The organism is Pseudomonas sp. P108, assembly GCF_032613195.1.
Classification (GTDB): domain Bacteria; phylum Pseudomonadota; class Gammaproteobacteria; order Pseudomonadales; family Pseudomonadaceae; genus Aquipseudomonas.
In genome coordinates, this window is record NZ_CP126691.1 from 5,214,162 (window position 1) to 5,238,233 (window position 24,072).

The 24,072-nt window shown below is 56.9% G+C and carries 12 protein-coding genes; 2 read left to right on the top strand and 10 right to left on the bottom strand.

Annotation, left to right across the window (positions count from 1 at the left end; all coding sequences use genetic code 11):
- Positions 1-61: 61 nt before the first annotated feature.
- The 7 genes from QOM10_RS22980 to QOM10_RS23010 all read right to left on the bottom strand — a co-directional run bounded on the left by QOM10_RS22980 (position 62) and on the right by QOM10_RS23010 (position 17,500).
- Positions 62-1,402, bottom strand: a complete 1,341-nt coding sequence (locus QOM10_RS22980; RefSeq protein WP_316916997.1) for a hypothetical protein — start codon at positions 1,400-1,402, stop codon at positions 62-64.
- Positions 1,395-5,156, bottom strand: coding sequence for a hypothetical protein (locus QOM10_RS22985; RefSeq protein WP_316916998.1), 3,762 nt, complete (start codon positions 5,154-5,156; stop codon positions 1,395-1,397). The genes QOM10_RS22980 and QOM10_RS22985 overlap by 8 nt, the downstream gene beginning before the upstream one ends.
- Entirely contained in the window at positions 5,149-9,237 is a 4,089-nt protein-coding gene (locus QOM10_RS22990) for a neuraminidase-like domain-containing protein (protein WP_316916999.1), read from the bottom strand. The genes QOM10_RS22985 and QOM10_RS22990 overlap by 8 nt, the downstream gene beginning before the upstream one ends.
- Positions 9,238-9,276: 39 nt before the next feature.
- Entirely contained in the window at positions 9,277-12,948 is a 3,672-nt protein-coding gene (locus QOM10_RS22995; protein WP_316917000.1) for a Tc toxin subunit A, read from the bottom strand.
- Between the two features lie 124 nt (positions 12,949-13,072).
- A complete protein-coding gene (locus tag QOM10_RS23000) occupies positions 13,073-16,336 on the bottom strand; it encodes a hypothetical protein (protein ID WP_316917001.1) in 3,264 nt (1,087 codons plus the stop codon).
- 190 nt (positions 16,337-16,526) lie between these two features.
- Positions 16,527-16,883 carry a PilZ domain-containing protein gene (locus QOM10_RS23005; RefSeq protein ID WP_127929544.1) on the bottom strand — a complete coding sequence of 119 codons (357 nt, stop codon included), beginning with the start codon at positions 16,881-16,883 and terminating at the stop codon, positions 16,527-16,529.
- A gap of 230 nt (positions 16,884-17,113) precedes the next feature.
- A complete protein-coding gene (locus QOM10_RS23010; RefSeq protein ID WP_007951249.1) occupies positions 17,114-17,500 on the bottom strand; it encodes a tetratricopeptide repeat protein in 387 nt (128 codons plus the stop codon).
- 172 nt (positions 17,501-17,672) lie between these two features.
- Between QOM10_RS23010 and pyk the strand changes: the two genes are divergently transcribed.
- Positions 17,673-19,124, top strand: coding sequence for a pyruvate kinase (gene pyk, locus QOM10_RS23015; RefSeq protein ID WP_127929545.1), 1,452 nt, complete (start codon positions 17,673-17,675; stop codon positions 19,122-19,124).
- A gap of 177 nt (positions 19,125-19,301) precedes the next feature.
- Positions 19,302-20,627, top strand: a complete 1,326-nt coding sequence (locus tag QOM10_RS23020) for a delta-60 repeat domain-containing protein (RefSeq protein WP_316917002.1) — start codon at positions 19,302-19,304, stop codon at positions 20,625-20,627.
- Between the two features lie 193 nt (positions 20,628-20,820).
- Here QOM10_RS23020 and QOM10_RS23025 read toward each other — a convergent pair whose 3' ends face one another.
- From QOM10_RS23025 to QOM10_RS23035, 3 genes are read right to left on the bottom strand one after another with little or no spacing between them, the layout of a single operon-like run.
- Complete coding sequence (locus tag QOM10_RS23025; protein WP_316917003.1) at positions 20,821-21,570, bottom strand: enoyl-CoA hydratase-related protein; 750 nt, start codon at positions 21,568-21,570, stop codon at positions 20,821-20,823.
- 28 nt (positions 21,571-21,598) lie between these two features.
- Entirely contained in the window at positions 21,599-22,534 is a 936-nt protein-coding gene (locus QOM10_RS23030; RefSeq protein ID WP_316917004.1) for an iron-sulfur-binding ferredoxin reductase, read from the bottom strand.
- The gene (locus tag QOM10_RS23035; RefSeq protein WP_127929550.1) at positions 22,527-23,633 is read right to left on the bottom strand and encodes a sensor domain-containing diguanylate cyclase; all 1,107 of its coding nucleotides are present in this window, start codon (positions 23,631-23,633) and stop codon (positions 22,527-22,529) included. Before QOM10_RS23035 ends, QOM10_RS23030 begins: the two co-directional genes overlap by 8 nt.
- Positions 23,634-24,072 lie beyond the last annotated feature (439 nt).

The following is a 24,072-nucleotide window of genomic DNA, read 5'->3' on the forward strand; positions in this document are numbered from 1 at the left end:
ACCGCCGTTAATTGCATGCGACGAAATGGAGCTAACCGGTTTCGAAAACTACTGACTTACGCTACACATTCACATAAGTAGAGTTATATCTATTCCAGACTCTGAATCTCAGATCCGTGAAGAAATGCTCCCAAATTACATTACCATCCACTCCGGTAACAATATATTGCTCGCCGCTCGACCATGTTACCCAGATAACTACACCGGGGGCCGGCTTGTTTAGATGGACCGAAGTAGCGGATATAGCATAGGCAAAGCTGCCATCAGCTTGTTTCTTTGTTGCAGTCGCCAAATTATGACCCAAATCCAAAGGCAATCTTTCCGAGACCCATTCAAGATCCAGAACTTGCAATTGGAGGTAGATCAGTGCTTGCTTGGTAGCTTTGCTAAAATCCAGCTTCCAGGACACCCCCGTTTGATCAAGTTCAATTACATCCTGAAGACCCGGTGTAATCTCGACGCCCAGAACATCATGGGGCTCACCGCTCCATATCAGCTTCGCACGGCGCCCGACCAATGGAGAGTCAGGCTTCAAAGACAGCTGCAGATTATGTACGGCGCCGAGACATGGATAAGAAACCTCGTAAGAGGAAAGGGGCTCTGTACGCAAACTGCTCTGGCGAGGCTTGATGAGGAACGTATCGAACATAAATATGAGTTCGTCGTGGCCTATCACTCTTGATGGCAATGACGGCGACTCCGAAGCCATAGAAAATTTCGGCAGGACAAACTGCAACTCAAAACCACCGATATCAGCATGGTCACTCGAAATAACCCAACTTAAAGACTGCGTGCCCTCTGCCATCTCGCACGGTTGGCCCAATGGCGGATCAAAAACCAGCCCTCGCCCCTCTGCACCTTGCTTGTATTCCAAAGCAAGGAAGCCATCGGGCTTCCCTACCAAATCGCTATTTTCATAGTGCAGCCTCAACGTGCGGGTCTGTCCTACCAACAAGTCCAGCTTCACATCTGGCCAATCGACGGGCTGCCCATTGATGTACGGAATGAAGCCGTCTGACCAGTTACTGATCAATCGCCCCGGTATTAACGGTGACTTCGATAGCTCAGAATACTTTGGAAGCGCGAACTGCAATTCAAAAAGACCGATGTCAGATGAGTCGCTCGTGATACGCCAATTCAATGAGGTAGTGCCCTCAGCCATCTCACATTCCTGTCCCAACGGCGGATCAAAAATCAAACCCCGCTCCGTGCCCGACTTGCACTCCAAAGCAAGAAAGCCTTCGTCCGTGCCAATCAACCAACTGTATTTATAGTGCAGCCCCACTGTGCAGGTTTCACCCTTCATCAGATTCAGTTTCACCTCATCCCATTCGACTGTTTGGCCATTAACGAGAGGGATGAATTCTTGCAGCCAAGTATTGGAATCAATAGATTTAGACATTTGTTGGCACCAATTCAAATTCGAGCGTTTTGAATTCCCAGCCGCTGTATCCGCCCGGGACATAAGCATCCAGCCAGCCACGTCTAAGGCCAGGCATCCTGAACTCTATCCGTGCGTTCCCGTCGACATCTGTAGTAGTGGGAGCAAGATTCAATGTCGGGTATTCCCATTGCACCTCGACCCCCTCCAAAGGCTCAGAGGTCAAGGCCGACACTACGTTGACGGTCGCTGAAACCCGCTCGCCCAGGTGACCACCGGGCTTGGGGCTGGTGAGCGAGAGGATCTGCCGAGGTTGATTGAGGTAAAGCGGTATGGCGATGGACTCCGAATGCAGTGCCTCGCCCACCGTTGCGGTCAGCTCAAATGCACCAGGTGTCGTCGGTACAAACCGCACGCGCGCCACACCGTAGTAATTGGTGGTGGTTGTCACTTCACCAAGATCCGGGCTGAACCATGTCACGATCACCCCGGCCATCGGTCTGCCGCTGATGACTGAAACAATGGTGATCTGTTCCGAAACCGCCTCGCCCCACAACAAGGTCTGGCTGATTCGCGAACGCTCGGCAATTTTCACTACCTGCGCGCCCTCTCCCAAAGACATCGCATTAACGGGAGACAGGCTCGCCAGCCGTTCAGACGCAAAGCACAACCCGAAGCTGCCGTTCTTCGCGTTACCGACCGAGTAATAGTTGAAGGTTAATTTCTCTTCCTCGTTGAAACGCCTGAATTCGCCGAGCTTGGGTTCATCGAAGCGCATTCCCAGCTCCCCTGGCCCGGCTCCCGTCATTCCCAACGCCAGACCGTAATTCAGCAAATCGCTGTCGGACGGGACTTTCAGGTCAATCCGGTGCTGCCCGTTATGACGCGGGAAGTAGGTTCTTTCACCCCATGGCTGTTCACGTTTGCCGTCAAAACTGACCATCAAACCCGCCCACGGGTCTGTTTCCAGCGCATTGACGGTTATCATGCGACTGTCTTCGTTGCCGTCAAAGTAGCTGTCTACCAGCGCAATAACCGAATGCGTGCCGCCGGCAAGCGGCCGAAAACCAAAACCGCTCCAGCCCTCTGAATCGGTCCACGTGGTCGGGCTATTCACGCCGTCCCACCAATTCACCGGAACCTGTTCCACCGGGCGCTGGGTAAAATGCGAATACACCTGAACCCAAAGCCAGGCAGGAGCCGTGGATCCGGCCGTACCGACGACCGGATCCACGGCTGCTTCGCGCACAGCGTGAATCCTTACTTTGTTATGAGCCAACACCATGGGCTTGGCAGGAGCGACAAAATCCAGTTCGGGCAAGACAACGACCAGCTCGAAGCGAGCCGGTTGCTCGCTTGCAGAAAAGTCCAGCGTCCAGATAGCGCCGCCGTCGGTCAACGTTTCTGAAGTATCCAGCGTCGATACAACGGGAGCGCCCAAGGCATCAATCGGGGCGTCGGAGCGGGTCAGCACGGCCTGCAAACCCACCAGTGGGCTCAATGCGCCAGGCATTACATTGAAGCTGTGGGTGGCCCCCAGACACGGATACAGCGCTTGTTCGTCCGGCTCAGCCCGAATCTGATCCAGCAGAAAGCTGAATTCCGTACTCAACTGAGCAGAAAGCAAGCGCCCGGACAACTCCCGGACAACCTCGACACTTTCCAGATGCAGTTCCAGCTCAAACAGACTGCTGATGCTGCTGACCGCCGCTGAACTCAGCGTCCATTGCACGCCTTCTTTCGACAAGGGTTTGCCTACTCCCGGCTCCGAGAGCTGCAGACCGATACCGGGATCATCGCCACGCCAGTGCAAGCTGATGTTTTTATCAAGCCAGGAACTTTCCTCGACGGGTTTGACGATCAGGGTATGCGAATGTCCTCTTCGGCAGACCACTCCGAGCGTATTACGCTTGACAATCTCCCCGTCCAGCAGGATCTCGACCTCGGTTTTCCAGGGACTGGAAGCGAGCGCCCGGACGTCGAACGGCCGGGTGATCGGCACGGATTCCGAGTGCGCCTTGACGTGAGCCGTGACCTTCAGATTGCCGGCTTCAATCGGCGTATAGAGCACGCTCGCCCAACCACCATCGCCACTGCACGCATTAATGACGCCTTGCGGCGTGTGCCATTCGACCGACGCGTTGCGAACCGGATCACCGTCACCGAATGCCGTCTCATGCAACACTTGCAAGCGCAACAACACACTTTCCTGCTCATCGACCACGGGGCATTTGTTGGCTTCGTGCACTTCACCGATCCTGACCCGGTTGCGCGCCAGCGACATCGGTCTGCCCGGGGACGGCAGCAGCAAGTCCGAGCAGACCAGTGATAGTGTGAATTTACCGTCAAGGTCCCCCCCGCTAGCCAGCGTCCAGACCATATCCCGCTCTGTGACGGGCACTGCGCTTTCAAGCTCCGGGCTGATGTCCACACCGAGCTGTCCGTGATCATCGCCACTCCAGTGCAATGACAGCCGGGTACCGAGTAAAGAACCATCGGCAGGCAGTCGTACCTGAACGTCATGGCGGCTGTCACGGTTCGGATAGCCTTGCGAATCCCAAGCAGTCTCTTGCCCATCGACAACGGCAAGCAGTTCGTCCCACGGATCAGTTTCCAGTACCCGTACTGTGAACGATTCCGTGTAAACGCCACTGGCATAATATCGACTCGTGACCGAGGCCACGATGTGCGCGTCTCCCGCCGTCTCCGGCTGAAAGTCGCAGTAGGCCCAGCCATGTTCATCCGAAACACTGGCAGAAAACACGTGCTCTGCCGTCGACCAGTTCACCGTCAGGCCTGCGAAGCTCTGATTGGTGTAATAAGACGCCACTTGCACCCCCAGACGCACGCTCTGCCCGTGTTTCAGTATCGGGTAATACGCAGCGTCCAGCCTCTCGCGAAACTTCAGACGGTGGTGGCCCAGCGATGCGTCGATCGTAAAAGGTTCGGCGTTGTAGCGGCTGTGCAGGTTCACCGTTAACGGATAACAGTCCTTGCCAGGCACCACTGGAGCGTGGAGCAACCAGTGCTCTGTCAGCAACTGGTCTATCTCCGGGCCCGGCATGATACCAATCGCTTTCTGTGGATTATCGACAAGCATCAACGAGGCCTCGGTATTCTCCCAGGCGTTGCCCGGCTCTGGCTCGAAGGTCAAATCATGTGAGTCGCTGTCTGTTGCTCCCATGCAAAGGTAAAGCGTGCCACCTTCGCCCAGCACTTGTTTATCGAGTTTCACTGTTTTCAGCTTCAACTTATCCAAATACAACTGGAGGTCGATACGGGCAATCCGGACTTTCGAATAATTGTCGTTTTCTTCGTTCGGCGGGCTTCTGATCTCGATGCGAAGCTTATCGCCAGCCTCGAACAATGCACTCAGCGTTTGTACGTATGGATCCGGATCAAAAATCAAAGGTTGTCCGGCTGCCAACCGGGCCAGATCCTGCTCAAGGTTGCGGTCAGGTTTGGGTATCAGCTCTATTTCGTCAATCAACTGCTTACCGTTGAAAATCCGTAGCCAGCCCGACTGCTCGTGGATCGTCTCGCACTCGAAGCTCAGTCGATATTGCGCTTGATCGGCGGGTTTCTTGGGGACATCAAATTCCTGACTGACCCAGCTTTCTTCAGCAAGATGCAAAAGTGTGATCCGCTCGCCAGTGACATACTCATCTTCCACCGTGCCGACTGCAGAACCGATCTTTGTCCAGCCCCTTGTCCCTTCGAGGAAATCACCATTGAGTATCAGACTCTGGTCCGCTTGAATGATCGGTTCACTCATGATTACCCGCTCCTTTGACTTGCCGGTTGCGCCAGGCAGTTTCAGCTTCGTTGACCAGGTCTTTGACTTTGCTGGCGAAGGTCGTCTCGCCGATCTTTGCGCTGTAGCGGACACGCACGATGACGTTGGTCATGGAGCGCAGCATGTCTGCCTGCGGCCGCTTCCCATGCCAGGGAAAAGACAGTTGCCACTTCGACACGGCACCCGTGTATTCGAATGGATTGAGCAAGCCATCATCGGGCTTCATGGCCGTCAGACCGTTGTCGGCAATCCCTGCCGAGAGGACGATCTGCTGGCCGCTGCGCAAGTTGATCAACACATCGCTCGGCGCCACTTTCCCGGGGTTGTGCAAGTACTGCACCGACTGCGTGGTAGCACGGGTCGCCGTCTTGCTTTCGATCTGCAGCAAGACGGCCCGCACATCCTCGAACGGTCCGGTCAGCACCGGCAGGTCGATTTCCACCGACTGGATCTGCCGGCAGAAGAGTCCCGGATGATCACGATCGAACAGCAACTGAGTCAGCTGGAACTCCAGCGTGCCGTCTCTCTGTAGCAGACCCAGCGCAGTCTCCCAACTGTCGACACCTGGCTGCGGGTCGAACTCGTCGTTGAACAACTCGCGCAGGGAAATGGTTTTCACCAATTCCGGTCGCCGCTCGTAGCGTTGTAAATATTCGCGCTCCATACGCAGCAAGTGCGCACGCAAATGCTCGCCTGCCGTCAAACCATGACGCTGATCCAGCCACACCTGTGGCAACGGAATCTGCGTGTCGTAATCACCGGTTTCGGCATTCAGCGATGCCTGGGCGCTGAGACACAAACTGATGACGGCATCGTATGCCTGATAATGCAAAGCCTTGAGCTGGCCAAGCATCCAGCCGAACAGTTCGGCATTACCCGCGCGATTTTTCAGATAGCTGTAAATCGTCAGCGCCTGAGCGTTGGCCCGCAGGGTTTGGGCAAGGTTTGAGCGAGCGGCGCTGACCGCATGGCGCTGCGCCTCGATCTGCGCGTTGAGGGCGTCCACCTCGGCCAAGGCCTGATCACGCTGCAGTCCCCATTCGTTACGACGGCGACGGTAGCCTTCAGTAGTGGCCTGATCGTCGGCGTCGATTTGCAGCATCGACGAAGCGATTTCCAGTCCGAAGCACACGGCATCGATTGCATTTTCAGGCTTCATACCGCCATTGGACATGCCAAAAATCTTCGGCAGCGCCGCGATAACCGCCCCGGTGGGTTTGAGGACTTTGGCGGTCAAGGCAAGTGTTTTCGACCCTTTCAGGCTCGCCATCACCTGATACTCTACCGCCGACACGTTCTCGTCATAGCGCTGCGCGTACGCATCCGCGCGCTGTAGCGCCACAACCCGGCTCTGCTCAAGCGCCGTGACGCCAGCCTCGAGTTGAGCGATGGACTGCTCCTGCACGGTTTGCGCGTAATTGCCCAGTTCGACCAAATGCGTTTGCTGCAATTCTTCCTGCTCGGCACGATCACGTCGTTCGAGCAGATTGAGCACTTGAGTGCCGAAATCCTGGAGCACCTGCACCGCACGCAATGCAATTTCGTGAACGGCACGCCAGCGGAACGCGCCGACGACCAGCCGGCCGCCCATCGGCCGTGGCCCACCGACACCACCCGACGCCAGGAAACGCAGCAACTCGTTCGGGTCGGTGGGCGGGCTGAATAGCGGGATATCCAGCGGCTTGCCATCGAGGGTGAGGTTGTTGCGCAAGTTGTGCAAACGCCGGCCGGGGGCCGCAAACAAATCCACCAGCGACGAATCGATCGGAATCCTGAACGGCCCGGAAGACAACAGACCAAGGCTCGCCGCAATATCGGACCCGGCGGGGACATCCGCCAGACTGAAGACATGCGTCTGTTCAAACGCCTCCAGCGCCGGACGGCGGCGGCTTGCATCCACAAGGCTTCCCACCGTGGCGGTCTGCCAACGGTTCACCGCACGGGCCAAAGGCGCCGGGCCCATCAGGAACTCGGCTTGCACGTAACACAAGCGGGCCGCCACCAGGCTGTCGCGGGTCAGTTGCCGGTAATACCAGTCGCCCCAGATCATCAGATTTTTTACGTAGTCGCAGAACATCAAAATCTTGAAGTGCTTGGGTGTCGAATAGCCAATCGCATCCGGATCGGCGGGGGCCAGCGCCTCACAGCCGGGATTGCCGGCTTCGTTTGCCAATGGCCGGCAGCGCCAGTACGACACTTTGGGAACGGCTCTGGCGGTGTCTGCAATGGCTTGCGGGTCGAACACGAAATGCAACCATTTCTGCGCTTCGACAAAACGTTCTTCATCGCGCATGCGGGTGTACACCAGGTGCGGCAAATGGAAAAACAACTCCCAGTAGAACAGACCGTTGGCGCCATCGAAGGCGCCGTTGGGTTCGTGAATCTGAGCGCCGGTCGGCGGTGGTTCCGGAAGGAACTGCGTGTCCCAGTCGAGTACGGCCTCCACGGAGCGATTGGAGCGCAGCACCAGTTCAGGACCGAACTGTGAGTTCAGGCGGCTGTAATTGAGGTACGGTTCCGGCAACTCATAAGACAGAAACTGCGCCGCATTGGTGATGTTTTTTACCAGCTTTGGCGGAGTGAAGTTCGTCAGGTTGCCGATCTGGAGTTTGAACTCCTTGCCGCCATACCCGGTCGTTTCTGCGGTTAACGCTAACGTGGTGTCTGGCGGCCATGAACCTTTGTCACGTTCGAACCTCAACGAGGCCGTGGTCCAGCCTCCGGCTTGCGAATGCGTTTCTTCTAAAGAGGGATCCGCCACCGTGCCGTTCAGCAGCTTCAATTCGAACACTTCAGAAACGCCAGGGGGCAGCGCCGTAGGTCTGCAAAACCCATTGACGATCAGTACATCCTTTTCGCCTTCACGTATTGCTATAGCGTGAAGATCGAGAAAATCCGACATCGTGCCTTCAGGCTTTTCAACGCTGGTCATCGGGACCTGGTAATTGAAGGAATGCTGCACCGTTTCCGGAGTTTTGAAGCGTTCCCTGGCGCTATCCAGCCAGCCACCTGCGTCAGTGAGGTCGGGGCGTAGCAGTACGTCGTAAATCCTGCGTGTCACGTCTGATGCATCCGATGCTTGTTCCGCGTCCTTTACCGGGATCGACACCCCCAGCTTCCCCTTGGGAGACATCCCATCGATCCACACCGAAGAAATCAGGTGAAAATCCTGGTCATCGCCTTCCGCGGCTTGCGCGCCGTATAGACTCAGCGGCGCCGACCATTGACCGTTCTGCTTCATGAAGGACAGGTTGACGTCGAGTCTTTCGGGGATGCTTTCGCGGATGCTTTCGTCTTCTGTTTTGCCTTCTACTTTGTCTCTCCATTCGGCCCAGACCAGGCACAACCGTCCGTTCCAGAACACCGGGCGTATATCCAGCACCCGATGCGCCGGCTGAATTTCCACTGCCTGCCATTCACCCCAGGCAGCCGGATTGACCGCGACGCAGGTCGGCGTGAGCTCGATCTCGGCTTTGCGCCAGAAGTACTGGAAAGGCGGCACCCGCTCACGGCCGACAAAGTAGTAGTCGGCGCGGTCAGGCGTGGGACCGTCCATGTAGCAACTCAGCACATCCAGATCACAGGTCTGCTCAAACCTTTGCAAGTAATTATGCAAGGCAGCCAGCACGGAGTCGTCATTCAAGCGGGTGTGGTTCAGGTCATTTTCGAGGGCCTTGAACAGGCTGGTCTTGCGTTGGCGAACAAACGGGTTGATGTAGTTTTCCGGGTAGAGCCTGATCAACTGCACCGCAGCCCAATCGGAATAGTTGCTGCACAATTCCCACTCGCTCAGATCGCTGGCGGGAAACTGATGCTTGTCGTAGCCGCGCTCAAGATTGCGGTATATCCGATGAATGTACTGCTGGGCGCAACTGGTCGCTTCGGCCACCCAAGAGCTTTTCACTGCGAAAGTTTCCAGCGGGTCCATACACAGCAGTTCGAACAAGCCTGCCGGCGTTTCCACAAAGGAGTATTTCTCCCGGCTGGCGTGCCCGATGCAGTATTCAAGCAAAGCGGAACGCCGTTTTTCCTGCAGATCGCCAATATGATTCAGTGCCATGATCCTTGCTCCTCGATGGGAATAGACGGTGGATGGAGGTCATCTCACGTTGGTCGCCCCCCCCCCCTCGAACGTAATCTCATCGAAGATCGCTTTTTGCTTGCTACGCTGGCTAAGCACACTCAGCGCGAATGTGCCCCCTGTGTCGCTGGAAACGAACACCCGCGTGAGCCCTTCCTGATTGGTAAGGTCCTGTTGTCCCCTGAGAATCACCCTGGCTGTTTCTCCTGCCCCCCTTTCGACAAACCAGTTCACCAGCTCGTTTGCACCAAGGTTGTTAAAACGATCCATCAACGTGGCGTAGAGCTCGACTTCCTGGCCCCGTGCGACGACGCCCGATGGCACCGGCGACTTCAGTTTCAGTACAAATTCCAGAGTCTTCTCGTCGGAGGTGAGGATGATCTTCGAGGCATTTTCAGGTTCGAACAGGTCCAGCCAGAAAACAGGTACGTCCTCCCCCATTCTGGTGCCAGGCGTGTAGATGGCCTCGAGCACTCCGTCGTAATTGGTATGGCCGGTTCGGATATCGCCCAGGCTGGCGCGAAAATGCACCCGGATGCCACTCAAGGGTTTTGGTTCGGGACCTGTCGGATCTGTGAGCTTGACCGTGTAAGTAGCGGTTTCGCCGGAACCGGCGACAATCTCGGTGGGGCTCACAGCGACACTCATCGTCACAAGTTGCCGCAGATCCCCCGGCACTTGAGCAAGCGGCGCACGCGCTTCGGATTGGCTGAGCAAGGCCAACTCGGCGGCATCGGCATAGGCCTTCGTGTCGACCTCTTCAGACAAATCGCCCATCAGGAAAATTGTCAGCGCGTCCATCCCGGTTTTCGCCGACATCTCACGAACGCGGATAAGCAGAGCCAGTTGGCTGAGATTGCTCAGAATCGGTCGCTCTGAATCCATGCGATTGATGCATTCACGCACCTCCTGCACGCTCCAGTCGAAAAACTCGGCCAATCGGATAGTAGAAGCCTGATGCGCCAGCCGCTGCGCATGCTCGCCGAGGAAGGTTTCCAGCGAGTTGACTTCGCGCAGGTAGTCGAGCAGCTTTTGCGCCGGCAGCGAGCTCATACTGAATGCCCGGGTAAGCGTGGTCAGGTGGTAAAGCGTATTGATCGTGAGTGCATATTGGCTGGTCTGCCCCATCCAGGCGCGGTAACCGTAATCCAGATAATCCTGCAGCAGGACTGCACTCAGACCCAGCGTTGCAACCACCTCGCTGCGACGCCGAACGTCGGCCAACAGCAAAAGCAACACATCGGAATCCGGGGTGCGGCTGGATTGCTCGGTGCTCGAATCGATACGTGTTTTCACCTCGCGCAAAAACTGGTAAACCGTTTTGTTGGCCCAGTTCAGCACCGGGATTGCCTGATCCGGTCCGATTCCGGCATAAACCGCCAGGGTTTCCTTGACCAATGACACCTGGGCATCCCTGGCATCCAGCAGCACTTTCAACAGGGTGTTGGCCAGACTTGTGCGCAACTCTGGCTCCAGGGAACCGAGCGCTTGATCAATGGCCCACTCCACCCTTTTCTGCGCATCAATCAGGTACTGTTCGAGCGTCCCTTTCGGCGCCAGCACTAACCCATCGACATCGACAACATCCTTCAACCCATCGGGATTCGCCACCAGAAAGTCCAGCCAGCTGGCGGCACCGGCAGGCGGCAAACCGGCCATCAGAACGGCCGCATTGGAAAACTGCGCCGTCGGCAGCAGATTGCGTATCTGCTCAAACAGTTGCCGGTCTTGCTCGGACGCCTCGCGGGCAGGTTGAGGGGCTGCCGCGTGTTGCAACACCCACAGCACCGGCAAGTTACTTTGCTCGCACCACCGCACACACGATTGCAGGGCGTCGATAATGTTCAGAACGTCCGCTGTCTTGCTGTCGGTCGAGTCGATTTTCGGAATACCGGCCAGACCATTGAGCCAGTCTTCTCCACCCGTCAGCAGCAGCATCAGCACGCCTTCGACCGGGGTGATGCTCAGCAATCGGGACAAGCGCACCAGTCGATAAAAGCTGGAAAGAATCGGCAGGCTGCGCTTGAACTTGTTGTCACTGATGTTGTGAGCCTTGGCCACTTGCGAAGCCAGATACTGGTAAGTCTGCGTATCAATCCCCAGGCCACTGCACAATTGGCTGATAGTCAGATTGACCTCGCCCGGTGCGGGTATCACCGGAAACTCACCATTATCCAGCAACAAAGGTTCGCCATAGCTGGCTTGACGGTTGAACACCTGATCGAATTGCGATAACGCTTCGCCGCGCCCGTAGATGCCCAACTGGTCGATGAACACCGCGAAGTCCGCCGCCGTGCAGTTGTAGCGTTCGCGCAACGTCTGGAACAGCCCGAGGGCGTGTACGACATTGTCAGTTATCCACCATTGCGTGTTATCCGCACCGCCGCGTCCTTCCGCCCTGATCGCTGCAGCCAGCAAGGCGTCTACCTGATCACTGGGCAGTTCCATCCAGTTGCACAGGCGCACCATGCGGTTCATTCGGTCGAAGGCGGCAAGCCCCGCCTCATCGCTGGCGACAATGGACAACCGATGGATTGCCGCTGGAACGTCATCATCCGCAAGGGTGATACTTACGCCTGGGTAAGTATTGGCATTGATGTAAATCGACCCCGATCGTCCGCTTTCCGGCTGCGTGGACGTATCTTCAACGTACTTGAAATTGGGCGAAAGCTGCGGTGCAAAATCGCGAACGGAAAGCAAACGTTCAATCGCCAGTGTGTCTAGCTTTGTGCGTTCAGCGAAGTGCGGGATCTGACTCAGATTCTGATACGCCCCCGGCCCCTCCTCTATGTCTTCACCGTAGTTATCCCGATAAAACGCGCTAAGGTCCGCAAACTTGACAGCAGGTTCCGTTAACACGGTGCGTTGATACGGTCCAAATCGCGAGGAATGCGCCAGCGCACGTTCGGCATCATCGAACCAGGTCTCGGTTTTCAAAAAATAGGGGTAGGCCAACTGAACCGTGTGCGCAAAATCACCCACTGACAAGTTGTTGAGTTGCGCAACTCCGTCAAGGGTGACCCAGTGTTGATAGTAAGGCAGACCATTGGGGTAACGTGCGTCAATCAAAACCTCTTCGATTGTCTTTCTCGGCGGTTCTCCTATCGGATGTTCCGTAATGAAACGCTCAAGCACCGAGACAATGATGTCCACCGCGGACACCGACCGGAACACTGCATTGAAATCCACGGACAGGTCCATCAGATCAGCACGACGCCCTTTAAGCGGGAAGCTCGACTCGTCCGCTGCAGGCTCGATGCGGTCTTGAATCCAGAGCAATAAAAAGATCAGGTAGGCCACCGGGGATATGAGGGACTCCAAAGAGTCCGGTGGTGCCAATTTGTTGAAGCCGGTCTGAAACAGCCGCTCATATTGCGGACCAACTCCCATTGACAACAATCCACTCGAGGGCCCGGACACGCCATCGCCATCGCGCAGTTGCTCCTCGATATACTCACGGCTCAGGTACGTGGCCATGCTGTTGGCACGCCGCAAAAACTGTTGGGCGTCCGTCTGGGTCAGTTGATATTTGCTACTCAGGTGCGCCACGCCTTTTTCCACCAACGGCAAAATTGAACCGCCGTCTTTCAGGTAGGTTTTGAGCTGTTGCAAACCAGCGTCTTGAGCGTATGTCTCATCGGGAAACAACTGTTCGTAGAGTTGCAGACCGGGACGGCGCGGATCAGCCATGATCAGATTCCTTGAGGCGAGAGCTGGCCTGAACTGCCCGACATAGTGGTCAGGCAGCCCATTTGTTCAGATCGATTTGGCGCTGAATTGCCTTAGACGTCTACTGTCAGAACTGACAGGTTTATTAACCGCTCGTCGGATCTTTTCGACTGGATATCGCGCCGGGAATCGGCATGACTTCGAAGCGTGCACTGTTCGCCCAATCAGACAACCTTGTGCCCAGTGTGAGAGTTTGCCGGAACCGGCACCAATTACCGCCGGGTCGCAGAACTTCCCCGGATGCGCCACGCCACTGCTTTGCTTCAACGGTCAGCAACGGCGTCCATTTCAACTCCGTGTTGAACCAGCTCGTGACTTGCCCGATGCCTTCCTCGCCCGTGCCGGCAAAGACCACCGGATCATGCACCCAACGCCCTTCTGCCGGCTCCGTGATGATGGGCAAGTACACGCCCGCCACGACACTGCTCGTGGCAGGTTCCGACTCGAAGCCATCAAGCATTGCTCTCACCTCCAGAACCAGGTTGCCGTCAGCCTGAGCCTCCACTGCGACCGACCAGGTTCGATCCTCCTGCACGAGCGCGCTATTCGAGGCGATCCCCAACATCGCCGTAACGGTGTCACCCGGAATACCGAAACCTGACACGACCACCTTCCGGCCGACGTGTTCGCCTTCGATCGGGGTCTCGATAGTAGGCGCTGCCGGGGTCACGTCGTAGGTCAGACTTTCCGTGAAGTTGGACTTGTGTGTAACGTTACCGTCTGTAAAAAGTTGCCGGGCGCGGATCGTGTAGGTGCCCACAGGCTGCGTCACTGTTCCTTGCCAAAGACGACCTGCGCTCACTGGAATATCGCTCAACCACGGTTCGTCAGCCCCCTCGAACCAGATCTCGACCCGCGCGGAAGGCAGACCAGTGCCTCGAAGTATCTCCGTGCGAGTTAGCTTGCCGTCTGCACCTGGCGTAGTGATTTTCGGCGTCGGCACCATCACGTTGAAGCTACGACGTTCACTTTCTTCGGACGAACGCCCATTGCGCTCCTGTTTCGCGTAGATCGTGAACGGGCCGAATTTCAAACCGGTCAGTCGAATTTCCCATTCACCGTCCTCGCCCAAGAGCAGCGGATCTCCCACTTTTTGTTGAAACTGCGCCTCGTACAACTGCATCGTGGCCCCGCTCACGCCGTCGTTGCCTTTGATATCCACATCCGCCCCTACATCACTCTCGGCCGGGTGGGTGATGACCGGTTTGAGCATGACCGGATAAACCGTGAAATCTCTGGACTGCGGATCCGAGGGCTGCTCGACAAATTTCTGGGTGACGAGGATCGTTTGGGCAATATCAGCGGGGAACGCCACAGGACGCTGGAACGTCCATGTGCCTTTGACCACAATCCCGGAATAGAAAGTGTTGTTACCGCTAAAGGTGATGCTCACCGTGGCGCCCTCTATACAAGTGCCACGAAACATTGGTTTCAAGCCTTCCTCAGGTGGTTTCTCCACCGTTGGTGGCAGGGGCGGTATCGACACGAGCAATTCACAGGGTGGTTTTGATGAATGGTCCCCCAGACTCTGGGTAATGTGAACTTTCCGCTGGTTGGTTGGCCCCCATGGCTCCAGTGCCCGGCTCGACCATTGGCCATTGCGGACCTCCACGCTTGGTGCAATTTCGTTTGCGCCCGAGTCTTTGAGCGAGACGGTAGCCCCGTTGTAACCTTTGCCGCTGAAAGTTGGCTGGTAGTCCTTGGTGTAATCCACATCGGTGACAGGCGGCATGTCGTTGTTGATCGTGAATTCACGGGGCTGCGACTCGATCCAGCCACTGTCGTTGTCCGCGATCTCCTGCACAACCTGGACTGTATACTTGCCCAGCCCCCAGCCTGTTGCTGTTACGTCCCAAGAACCATCGTTTCGCACGGTGACGATGGAAGGCGTATCCGGTGGCGTGACGTCTGGGTAACTTTTGACGATGAACCGGATCCGCGTGGCGAGTCTCGAGTCGTAGTGGCCGGTGCCGGAGAACTGCACTGTTTCTGCGACAGGAAATTCGAACTTTGGCGTTTCAAGTTCGGGAGGACGAATGCGGAAAGCATGGGCCTTGATTGACTCGGAATAGAGACCTACGAGCGTCTGTTCAGCAACAAGAGAGAGCGGACCCGGTTTCAAGCCTTTCAACTTGACGAGCCAATTACCGTTTGCCAGCACGTCACTTACACCTAATGGGATGCGGGTCAGATCCTCAAAAACTTCGACCTTGGCACCAGGCAATCCATTATCGCCTTCAAGGTCGAACGTCGCCTCTTGCACAAATTCGGAATCGCCGATGGCGGGAAAACCCAACATCGTCAAGGCCACCTCGTTTGAATAAGAGTATTGACCGTCCGAAACGTTTTGCGCTCTAACTAAAAAGTTACCGGAGGGGAGGTACTTCCCTGACTTAAGGGGAAGCACCCAAGTGAGGGTGTTGAAATTATCGCTTGCGGTCAACGTTTCATTATTATTGCGCGCGTCCTGTACCGAAATTTTTGCTTTCGTGTTACGGATTCCCTTGAAAATCAACTGAGAGTGATTCACCAATGTATTTGCCAAGGGTGACGTTATCGCAGTCTGCGATTTTCGTATCGTGACGACATTGGAAGCAACCGATATCTCAGTGCCAACAACCTGCTTGGCATAAAAAGACATGTCCTCCAGTGGCAAATAAATGGAAGCTTCCCAATTACCATCACCTTTCAGGGCGGCGATACCAATGATATTTTCACGCGGACCAAGTATACGGATCGCCCCCTTCTGCCAATGGCCATTACCCTTAACCAGGAAAGGCATTGTCACAAGCGTATTTGGTAACGGAGATTGTATGACAGGCGTCCGTGCAGGAATAATTTTATCACTCCAACCCTCCCAATCTTCGACATCATTATCAGGTCCGTCATATTGAATACGCATCTGCAGATAAACTTCTACGTCATACGTACCAAGTGGCACGCTCAGGGTAACTACGTAGTTATGCCACTGTGCGTCTTGCCTCATCGTGTCCGGTGAGTTTTTTCGCTCATATCCACCAGCCTTAAGAACCACATCAATATTAGCGCGATCCCGGTTCCCACCGCGGGTAGTCATCTTGTACTTTACGGTCCTCACATGAATATGCTCACTGTCAAACTTGTATTGACATTCCAGTAAGGTTGTCAGGGACGGCACGCGTGGGTGAATCTGATAAAGGGTCGTGGTGACAGCGTTGTCCCAAAACACTTCGGAATATTGTTCGCCCTCGCCCACACCGACGAAGGAGGCCTTATCAGCGAGAGACTCGTCCGGTACGCGGTTGGTCTGAGCTTTACTCTCGCTCTTCTGCTCATCCCCACTCTCGGATTCTCCAATCTCGTCGTCCATTTCAGTGCTCCTGCGCAATTAGGCAAACTTGCACCGAAACTACGGGATGGCGGGATGAGCGACCACTGTCAGATCTGACAGTCAACAAGAACTTATTGACATTAAAATCGCGGTATCAATAGCGAAAACAATTACTCAAGCGGAGAACGCACGCTTGATACATACCCACACAGCACTTGGCGCTATCGAATCAAGCCGAAGCCGGCAACGGCTGAAAACTGAAATACTGCCGCAGCGCCTGCACCAACTGGCCAAACTCCACCGGCGGTTGCAGCAGAACGAACCCGGCGTCGTAATGCAGTGGTGTGGCGTCTTCATGGCACCACACGCAACACGCGGTGAAGTCGATGACTTGCTGGCAGCCATCGCTGGCGGGGATTTTCAGGCGTAGCTGGAAGTCCACGCCCACCATCATCGGCAACTGGCTGATCAGCATCAGCCCGTCTTCGGAGACGTTACCCAGAAAGCCGATCGGTTTGTCGGTGACGGTATTGAACACTCTGAGGAAGTACGGCAGCTGATGCCGTTCGATCCGTTCGGTAAACATGCGCAGTTCGCCATGCAAGGCTCCATCACAGAGCCGCACCTTAGCTTCGGAACGTACCGGTATCGCCGGCCCGCTCTCCCCGCTTCCGGTGTGACGGTCGCTACGTCGCCGTCACCTTACAACTGCCAGTCGCAGGTGTTGCTCCGGATTCAGCAACGTGGCGCTGAATCCGGGTTCTTCGACTATAGCTCAGCTTGTACACACGGCCAGATTTTGTATGACAACTGTCATCAGAAACGGGTTGGACGCACCACGGCAGCGGCGCTGCGGGTCGGGTAGTGGCCCAGGCTCTGCAAGGTTTCCAGACGGGCGCGGGCGCGGTAGGCGTATTCGCTGTTGGGGTACGAGGCAATGATGAACTGGTAGGTCTGCGCCGCGTCGACAAACATTTTCTGCCGCTCAAGGCACTGGCCGCGCATCATCGACACTTCCGGCCACACATACGGGCGGGCGCGGCTGGCGCGTTCGACCTTGGACAGCTCGAGCATGACCTGCTCGCAATTGCCGCGATCATAGGCGCTGTAGGCGTTGTTCAAATGATGGTTCATCGACCAACGGGTGCAGCCCGTGACGGCGAGGACGCTGAGGGCAAGGGCGGCAATGGGTACGAATCGCATGAGGGTTCTCCTGTCTTGAGCAATGTATCGACCCATGGTCGGAAATCTTCAGGCGCGTTTGTCCCAAAGTTGTCGTGTTCAATAAAGAAACCATTAAGTAGTGCAAACGAACAATGACTACACCCTCCGAGCATAGTAGCCTTCGCTAGCGCTTGAACTCAGGAGTCTTTGCATGTCCGTCCGTCGTACCAAAATCGTCGCTACCCTTGGCCCGGCCAGTAACTCGCCGGAAGTTCTCGAACAGCTGATTCTGGCTGGTCTGGACGTTGCCCGTCTGAACTTCTCCCACGGCACCCCCGACGAGCACAAGGCTCGCGCGAAGCTGGTGCGTGACCTGGCTGCCAAGCACGGTCGCTTCGTCGCCCTGCTGGGTGACCTGCAAGGCCCGAAAATCCGTATCGCCAAATTCGCCAACAAGAAGATCGAGCTGAAGATCGGTGACCCGTTCACCTTCTCCACCAGCCATCCGTTGACCGAAGGCAACCAGCAAGTGGTCGGCATCGACTACCCGGATCTGGTCAAGGACTGCGGCGTGGGCGACGAGCTGCTGCTCGACGACGGCCGTGTGGTGATGCGCGTTGATACCGCCACCGCAACAGAATTGCATTGCACCGTGACCATCGGCGGCCCGCTGTCCGACCACAAAGGCATCAACCGTCGCGGTGGCGGCCTGACCGCACCGGCCCTGACTGAAAAAGACAAGGCCGACATCAAGCTCGCCGCAGAAATGGAAGTCGACTACCTCGCGGTGTCCTTCCCGCGTGACGCTGCCGACATGGAATACGCCCGTCAACTGCGCGACGAAGCCGGCGGTACTGCCTGGCTGGTAGCGAAGATCGAACGCGCTGAAGCCGTGGCCGACGACGAAACCCTCGACGGTCTGATCAAGGCGTCCGACGCGGTGATGGTTGCCCGTGGTGACTTGGGTGTGGAAATCGGCGATGCCGAACTGGTGGGCATTCAGAAGAAAATCATTCTGCACGCACGCCGCCACAACAAGGCTGTGATCGTCGCGACCCAGATGATGGAGTCGATGATCCAGAACCCGATGCCAACCCGCGCCGAAGTGTCCGACGTGGCCAACGCCGTGCTCGACTACACCGACGCCGTGATGCTGTCTGCTGAATCCGCCGCTGGCCAGTACCCGCTGGAAGCTGTGCAGGCAATGGCGCGCATCTGCGTCGGCGCTGAAAAGCACCCGACCGGTAAAACCTCCAGCCACCGCATCGGCAAGGAATTCACCCGCTGCGACGAAAGCATCGCACTGGCGACCATGTACACCGCCAACCACTTCCCGGGCGTCAAAGCGATCATCGCCCTGACCGAAAGTGGCTACACCCCGCTGATCATGTCGCGCATCCGTTCCTCGGTGCCGATCTACGCGTTCTCGCCGCACCGTGAAACCCAGGCGCGCGCAGCCATGTTCCGCGGCGTGTACACCGTACCGTTCGACCCGGCTTCGCTGGAACCGCACGAAGTCAGCCAAAAGGCGATCGACGAGCTGGTCAAGCGCGGCGTTGTGGAAAAAGGCGACTGGGTCATCCTGACCAAGGGCGACAGCTACCACACCACCGGCGGCACCAACGGCATGAAGATCCTGCACGTGGGCGATCCGCAGGTCTGAGTGACACGCTGAAAAACAAAGCCCCGCTGTTATAACAGCGGGGCTTTTTTATGCCTATTGGATTGGTTTGACTGTCAGTTGGGTCAGTAGGCCGTTGATTTTTTCCTCGTTAACGTTGAGGTGCGTAACCCACTCACGAAGAACTGGACACATTGCGTGGTCAGGGAGGATGCATAAATGAACTTACAGCAGACACAGACAAGCATTTCACAAGGCGAACTGGATCCCGCATTCGGCGACAATGGCAAGGTCTTTTTGAAAACACCTGATCCACAAGATCAGGAATTCAGCATGCGGGGACTATTCGTCGATGAACTGGGCACCACTTACATCACCGGAGATGTTCTTCGCTCGACCCGACGTTCTGACTATTGCTGCGTAAAACTGGACGCCCGAGGCAACCTCGATGAATCATTCGGCGCTGCGGGTTACGTCACCGGCCGGTTTGATGATGACACGGGCGGAATGACGCATTCGCACGCTCACGAAATAGTGACACTGGACGATGGAAAGCTGCTCCTGATTGGCATTTTCTTTGACGGTAGCTTGAAAAAGTCCAAGGCACTTGTACGCCTGAATGCCGACGGCAGCCTGGATCCGGAATTTGGCAAACAAGGCAAAGTCATCATTGACCTTGAGGACGAGAGCAAGCTACTGCGCAAGTCACGCGAGCCTTCCAGGTTTGCTGCGCAAACACAGGGTGAAAATCCCCGTTCGACTGTGTTGCAAGATGGCCGGATACTTCTACATGAACCGGTGGGTTGGGGCTTCGAAAAAACGACTACCGCAGTTATTCGCCTATCGGCCACTGGGGTTCTGGATGACAGTTTCGGCAAGAAGGGAATCGTGCACATTTCCCACCCGGATTTTGCCCACACAGCGTTGAATGATTTGTTAGCCAAACAGGACGGCTCTTATGTACTGGCAGGTCACGTTCACAATGATGACCTGAACTCTGTCTCGGCCTTACTGACTCGCTTGACTCACGCGGGGGAGATCGCCACCTCATTCGCCGACCATGGTTATCGACTAGTAACGCCAGACCAAAATCACTTGGATTTCCTCATCGAAAAACTTGTCGCGCAAACCAACCGGCGCCTTCTTGCCGTGGGGAGGACTTATGGTGTCGACGTGGCGGGTTTGCTGATCAGCCGAGAAGCAGACGGCAGCAAAAATATCCAGTTCAACGGTGGCGAGCCGTCGCAGACCAAACTGGACGGATACCAAACCATCTGGCATTGCGCGTCAATCAAGCCCGATGGAAAAATTCTGGTTTTCGGGCTAGTACGGACATCCGATACACCCAGCTATGTTGTCGCCAGATTCATCGATGACGGCACTCTCGACACTTCATACGCGAACGGCAAGGGTTGGCGGATGTTCCCCATTGGCCAAGCGCTTCGGGATGCAGCCAGTTTCACCGAGGACAAAGTGACGTTTCTCGGCCACGTCATTGTTGCAGGAAGGCGTGAGTATTGCGTTGCCCGTGGACTGATCGGGTGACAGCAACCCCATGACTGATCGCTAAAAAACCGAAGCCCCGATACGTGAGTACCGGGGCTTTTTTGTTTTCTGATCCAGGAGATGTGTCGACTGATCCGACGCCATCGCGAGCAGGCTCACTCCTACAGTTGAAATGCGTTCCCCTGTAGGAGTGAGCCTGCTCGCGATGGCGTCAATCCAGTCAGCGAACCTATCAATGCCGTTTGATAAACCCGGTCAACGCCGCCAACGCTTCCGGCGAGCGCAGTCTTTGAGTGAACAATGCGCCCTCCTCCTCGATCACCTTACGAATCAACTCGCGATCCGGCGCCTTCATCAATTGCTTGCTGATACGCACTGCCTCAGCCGGCAGTTCGTCGAAACGCAACGCCACTTCCCGCGCCTTGCGCAACGCTGCATCGCCGCTGCCCAACGCCTCCGTAGCAATGCCCCAGGCCGCGGCTTGTTCACCGGTAAAGCCTTCGCCCAGTAACAGAAGCTCCGCCGCTTTGGCCTGCCCGAGCAAACGCGGGAGGATCAGGCTCGAACCGAACTCCGGGCACAAACCAAGATTGACGAACGGCATGCGCAATCGCGAATCGCGGGCCACGTAGACGAGATCGCAATGCAGCAACAACGTGGTGCCAATGCCCACCGCCGCGCCGGCCACAGCGGCGATCACCGGTTTGCGGCATTCGAGCAGATTGAGCATGAAGTGAAAGACCGGGCTGTCGAGGTCGCTCGGCGGTTGCTGGACGAAGTCGGCAATGTCGTTGCCGGCGGTGAAGCATTCGGCGCTGCCGGTGATCAGTACGGCGTTGATCTCAGGATCGCCATCGGCTTGCTTCAGCGCCTCGGCGAGGCGGCTGTACATGGCGCGGGTCAGGGCGTTTTTCTTGTCCGGGCGATTAAGCCGCAGGGTCAGTAAACCGCGTTCGCGTTCCAGCAGAATGGCTTCGGTCATGGCGTGTCTCGCGTCGGAAATTCAGCGCTCAACCACGGCTCAAAAATACGTCGGCCAGCAGTTGATTGCGCGGCAGTCCGGCCAGGTACAGACGCCTTGCGAAAGCGTCGACACTGGCCGTCGAGCCGCAGACTAAGGCCAGGGTTTGCCGGGAAACAAGGCGCAGTTGCGCCAAAGCGGCGGCTGACTCGGCCGCCGTCCACAACTCGACGCTGAGGTTTTCGCGCTGCGCGGCCAGTGCGGCAAGGGGTTTGGCCAGATAGTGCTCGTGATCGTCATGGGCGACGTGAATGACGCGGATCGCGCCTTGGTGATCCTGGCGCAGGGCTTCGCGCAGCACGCCGAACAATGGGCCTAAACCCGTACCGGCGGCCAGTAGCCATAGTGGGCGACTGTGCCAGTCCGGGTCGTAGTGCAAGGCGCCGCCGCGCAGTTCGCCAAGCCGGATCGGGTCGCCGATCTGCAAACGCCGCGCAGCATCGCTGAATTCGCCGGGCTGACGGCAATCGAGGTGAAATTCGAGAAAACGGTCTTCTTCCGGCAGGCTTGCCAGCGAATACGGCCGGGCAATGTGATTGATCCACAACACCAGATGTTGCCCGGCGCTGTAGCGCAACGGCCGCTGCGGAGTCAGGCGCAGGCGCAGGACGTTGTCGCTGAGCCAGTCCAGCGCTTCGACCACCGCCGGGCGACCGTCGGTGATCGGGTCGAAGGTGTGCACCTGCAAGTCTTCGATCACCTGACACTGACACGCCAGGCGCCAGCCTTGCTGACGCTGTTCGGCGCTCAAGGCGTCCGGGCGATTGTCCGCGGGCAGGCCTTGCACACATTGCACCAGACAGGCATGGCAACTGCCGGCGCGGCAGCTGTAAGGCACCGCCACACCGTTCTGATTAAGGGCATCGAGCAGATTGCTGCCCGTGGTTACTGACCACTGTCGTTCACCGACGCGAAGTTCAGGCATCGACGTTCTCCCATGCGGCCGCACAACGATTGCGCCCGTCACGCTTGGCCCGATACAAGGCCTGATCGGCGCGCTGCAAGGCGTCGTCCAGATCATCGCCCAACGCCAGCAGCGTCATGCCGGCGGACAGGCTGAGGTTGCGCACATTCAGGCCTACCAGTTCGACGTCGGTGAAGGCGATGCGCAGACGCTCGCAGCAAGCGGTCAGCCGTTCGGCGTCGCAATCGGGCAGCAGCACGACGAATTCCTCACCACCATAACGCGCCAGCACATCGCCGTCGCGCAGGCATGCCTGTGCGACGCCGGCGAAGGCCTGCAGCACCTGATCGCCCGCCGCATGGCCGTGCAGGTCGTTGATGCGTTTGAAGTGGTCGAGGTCGATCAGCGCCAGACCATGCACGATATCGTCGTCCATTTCGTTCAGCTCTCGCGTGGCCAGACGCAGAAAATGCCGACGATTGAACAACCCGGTCAACTCATCGGTGGCGACCAGATCTTCGAGCTGCCGCATCATCCCGCGCAGGGTGTCCTGATGCGCCTGCAAGGCAAACCGGCGTTGACGCTGGCGTTGTCGAGAAACCTGGACGAAACGCGCGTAAAGCACCAGCCACGCCAGCACCATCGCCAGAATGCACACCTGCAAGGCTGCGAGCGCCGGTTCGCGCAAGCGGAAGTGGTAGCCGTCCCACAGCGTGATTGCGCAGAAACTGAAGAACACCAGCAGTGCGCAACGCACGAAAGCCCGTCGGCTGAGGTGGAACAGGCCGAACAGCAGGATCAGCACGTAGAACACCAGAAAGGCACCGCGGGCTTCACCCAGATGGGCGATCAGCCAGGTCTGCCAGCCGAGGCCGAGCAGCACCTGCACTTCGGTCAGGCTGGGATCGGCAAAGCGCAGGTTGCGCCCGCTCCAGAACAGCGCGAACAGCGCCGACTGGCTGATGACGACCAGCGCACTGCCAACGGCGACAGAAGTCAGGGACTGCTCGTAATGCCCCGTGAAAAACGCCAGCCACAGCAGCAGCAAAGCCAATCCATAGGTGGCCGCAGCGAGGGCAAAGCGTTTGAGCAAAAGACGTTGAATGGCGTTATGGGTCAATCGTTGACTCACCGTGCGATAAGAGGCTGACCGAGTGTCCTACTCTACAGACCGGCTGCCACTTTAGAGGCCCAGTCGATAAATGACCACCGATTTTCGGGCTCGAAAATTGACGTCAAAAGTGTGGCCTGCGTATACCGTCAAAAGCCCCTCACCCTAGCCCTCTCCCGGAGGGAGAGGGGACTGACCGAGTTGTTTTTCCGAGCTACACCGACCTGAAGCATCACGTCGAACTCTGGTTTGCAAACGGCACAAATCAGCTCCCTTTTCCTCAGCCGAACCGAGTTTTTGAATACCACGAAAATCGGCTCCCTTTCCCCCTCGCCCCCCTTGGGGGAGAGGGCTGGGGTGAGGGAGTAGCTCTTGAAGTGCAAACCCGCTGGCCGATTTTCGCCCACCCATGCGACCAACGAATGACTGCCGGCGCGTGTACGCCCCA

Bases quoted from the DNA above. Each gene is read 5' to 3' on its own strand.
- QOM10_RS22980 (WP_316916997.1), bottom strand. From the start codon at position 1,402: ATGTCTAAATCTATTGATTCCAATACTTGGCTGCAAGAATTCATCCCT.
- QOM10_RS22985 (WP_316916998.1), bottom strand. From the start codon at position 5,156: ATGAGTGAACCGATCATTCAAGCGGACCAGAGTCTGATACTCAATGGT.
- QOM10_RS22990 (WP_316916999.1), bottom strand. From the start codon at position 9,237: ATGGCACTGAATCATATTGGCGATCTGCAGGAAAAACGGCGTTCCGCT.
- QOM10_RS22995 (WP_316917000.1), bottom strand. From the start codon at position 12,948: ATGGCTGATCCGCGCCGTCCCGGTCTGCAACTCTACGAACAGTTGTTT.
- QOM10_RS23000 (WP_316917001.1), bottom strand. From the start codon at position 16,336: ATGGACGACGAGATTGGAGAATCCGAGAGTGGGGATGAGCAGAAGAGC.
- QOM10_RS23005 (WP_127929544.1), bottom strand. From the start codon at position 16,883: ATGTTTACCGAACGGATCGAACGGCATCAGCTGCCGTACTTCCTCAGA.
- QOM10_RS23010 (WP_007951249.1), bottom strand. From the start codon at position 17,500: ATGCGATTCGTACCCATTGCCGCCCTTGCCCTCAGCGTCCTCGCCGTC.
- pyk (WP_127929545.1), top strand. From the start codon at position 17,673: ATGTCCGTCCGTCGTACCAAAATCGTCGCTACCCTTGGCCCGGCCAGT.
- QOM10_RS23020 (WP_316917002.1), top strand. From the start codon at position 19,302: ATGAACTTACAGCAGACACAGACAAGCATTTCACAAGGCGAACTGGAT.
- QOM10_RS23025 (WP_316917003.1), bottom strand. From the start codon at position 21,570: ATGACCGAAGCCATTCTGCTGGAACGCGAACGCGGTTTACTGACCCTG.
- QOM10_RS23030 (WP_316917004.1), bottom strand. From the start codon at position 22,534: ATGCCTGAACTTCGCGTCGGTGAACGACAGTGGTCAGTAACCACGGGC.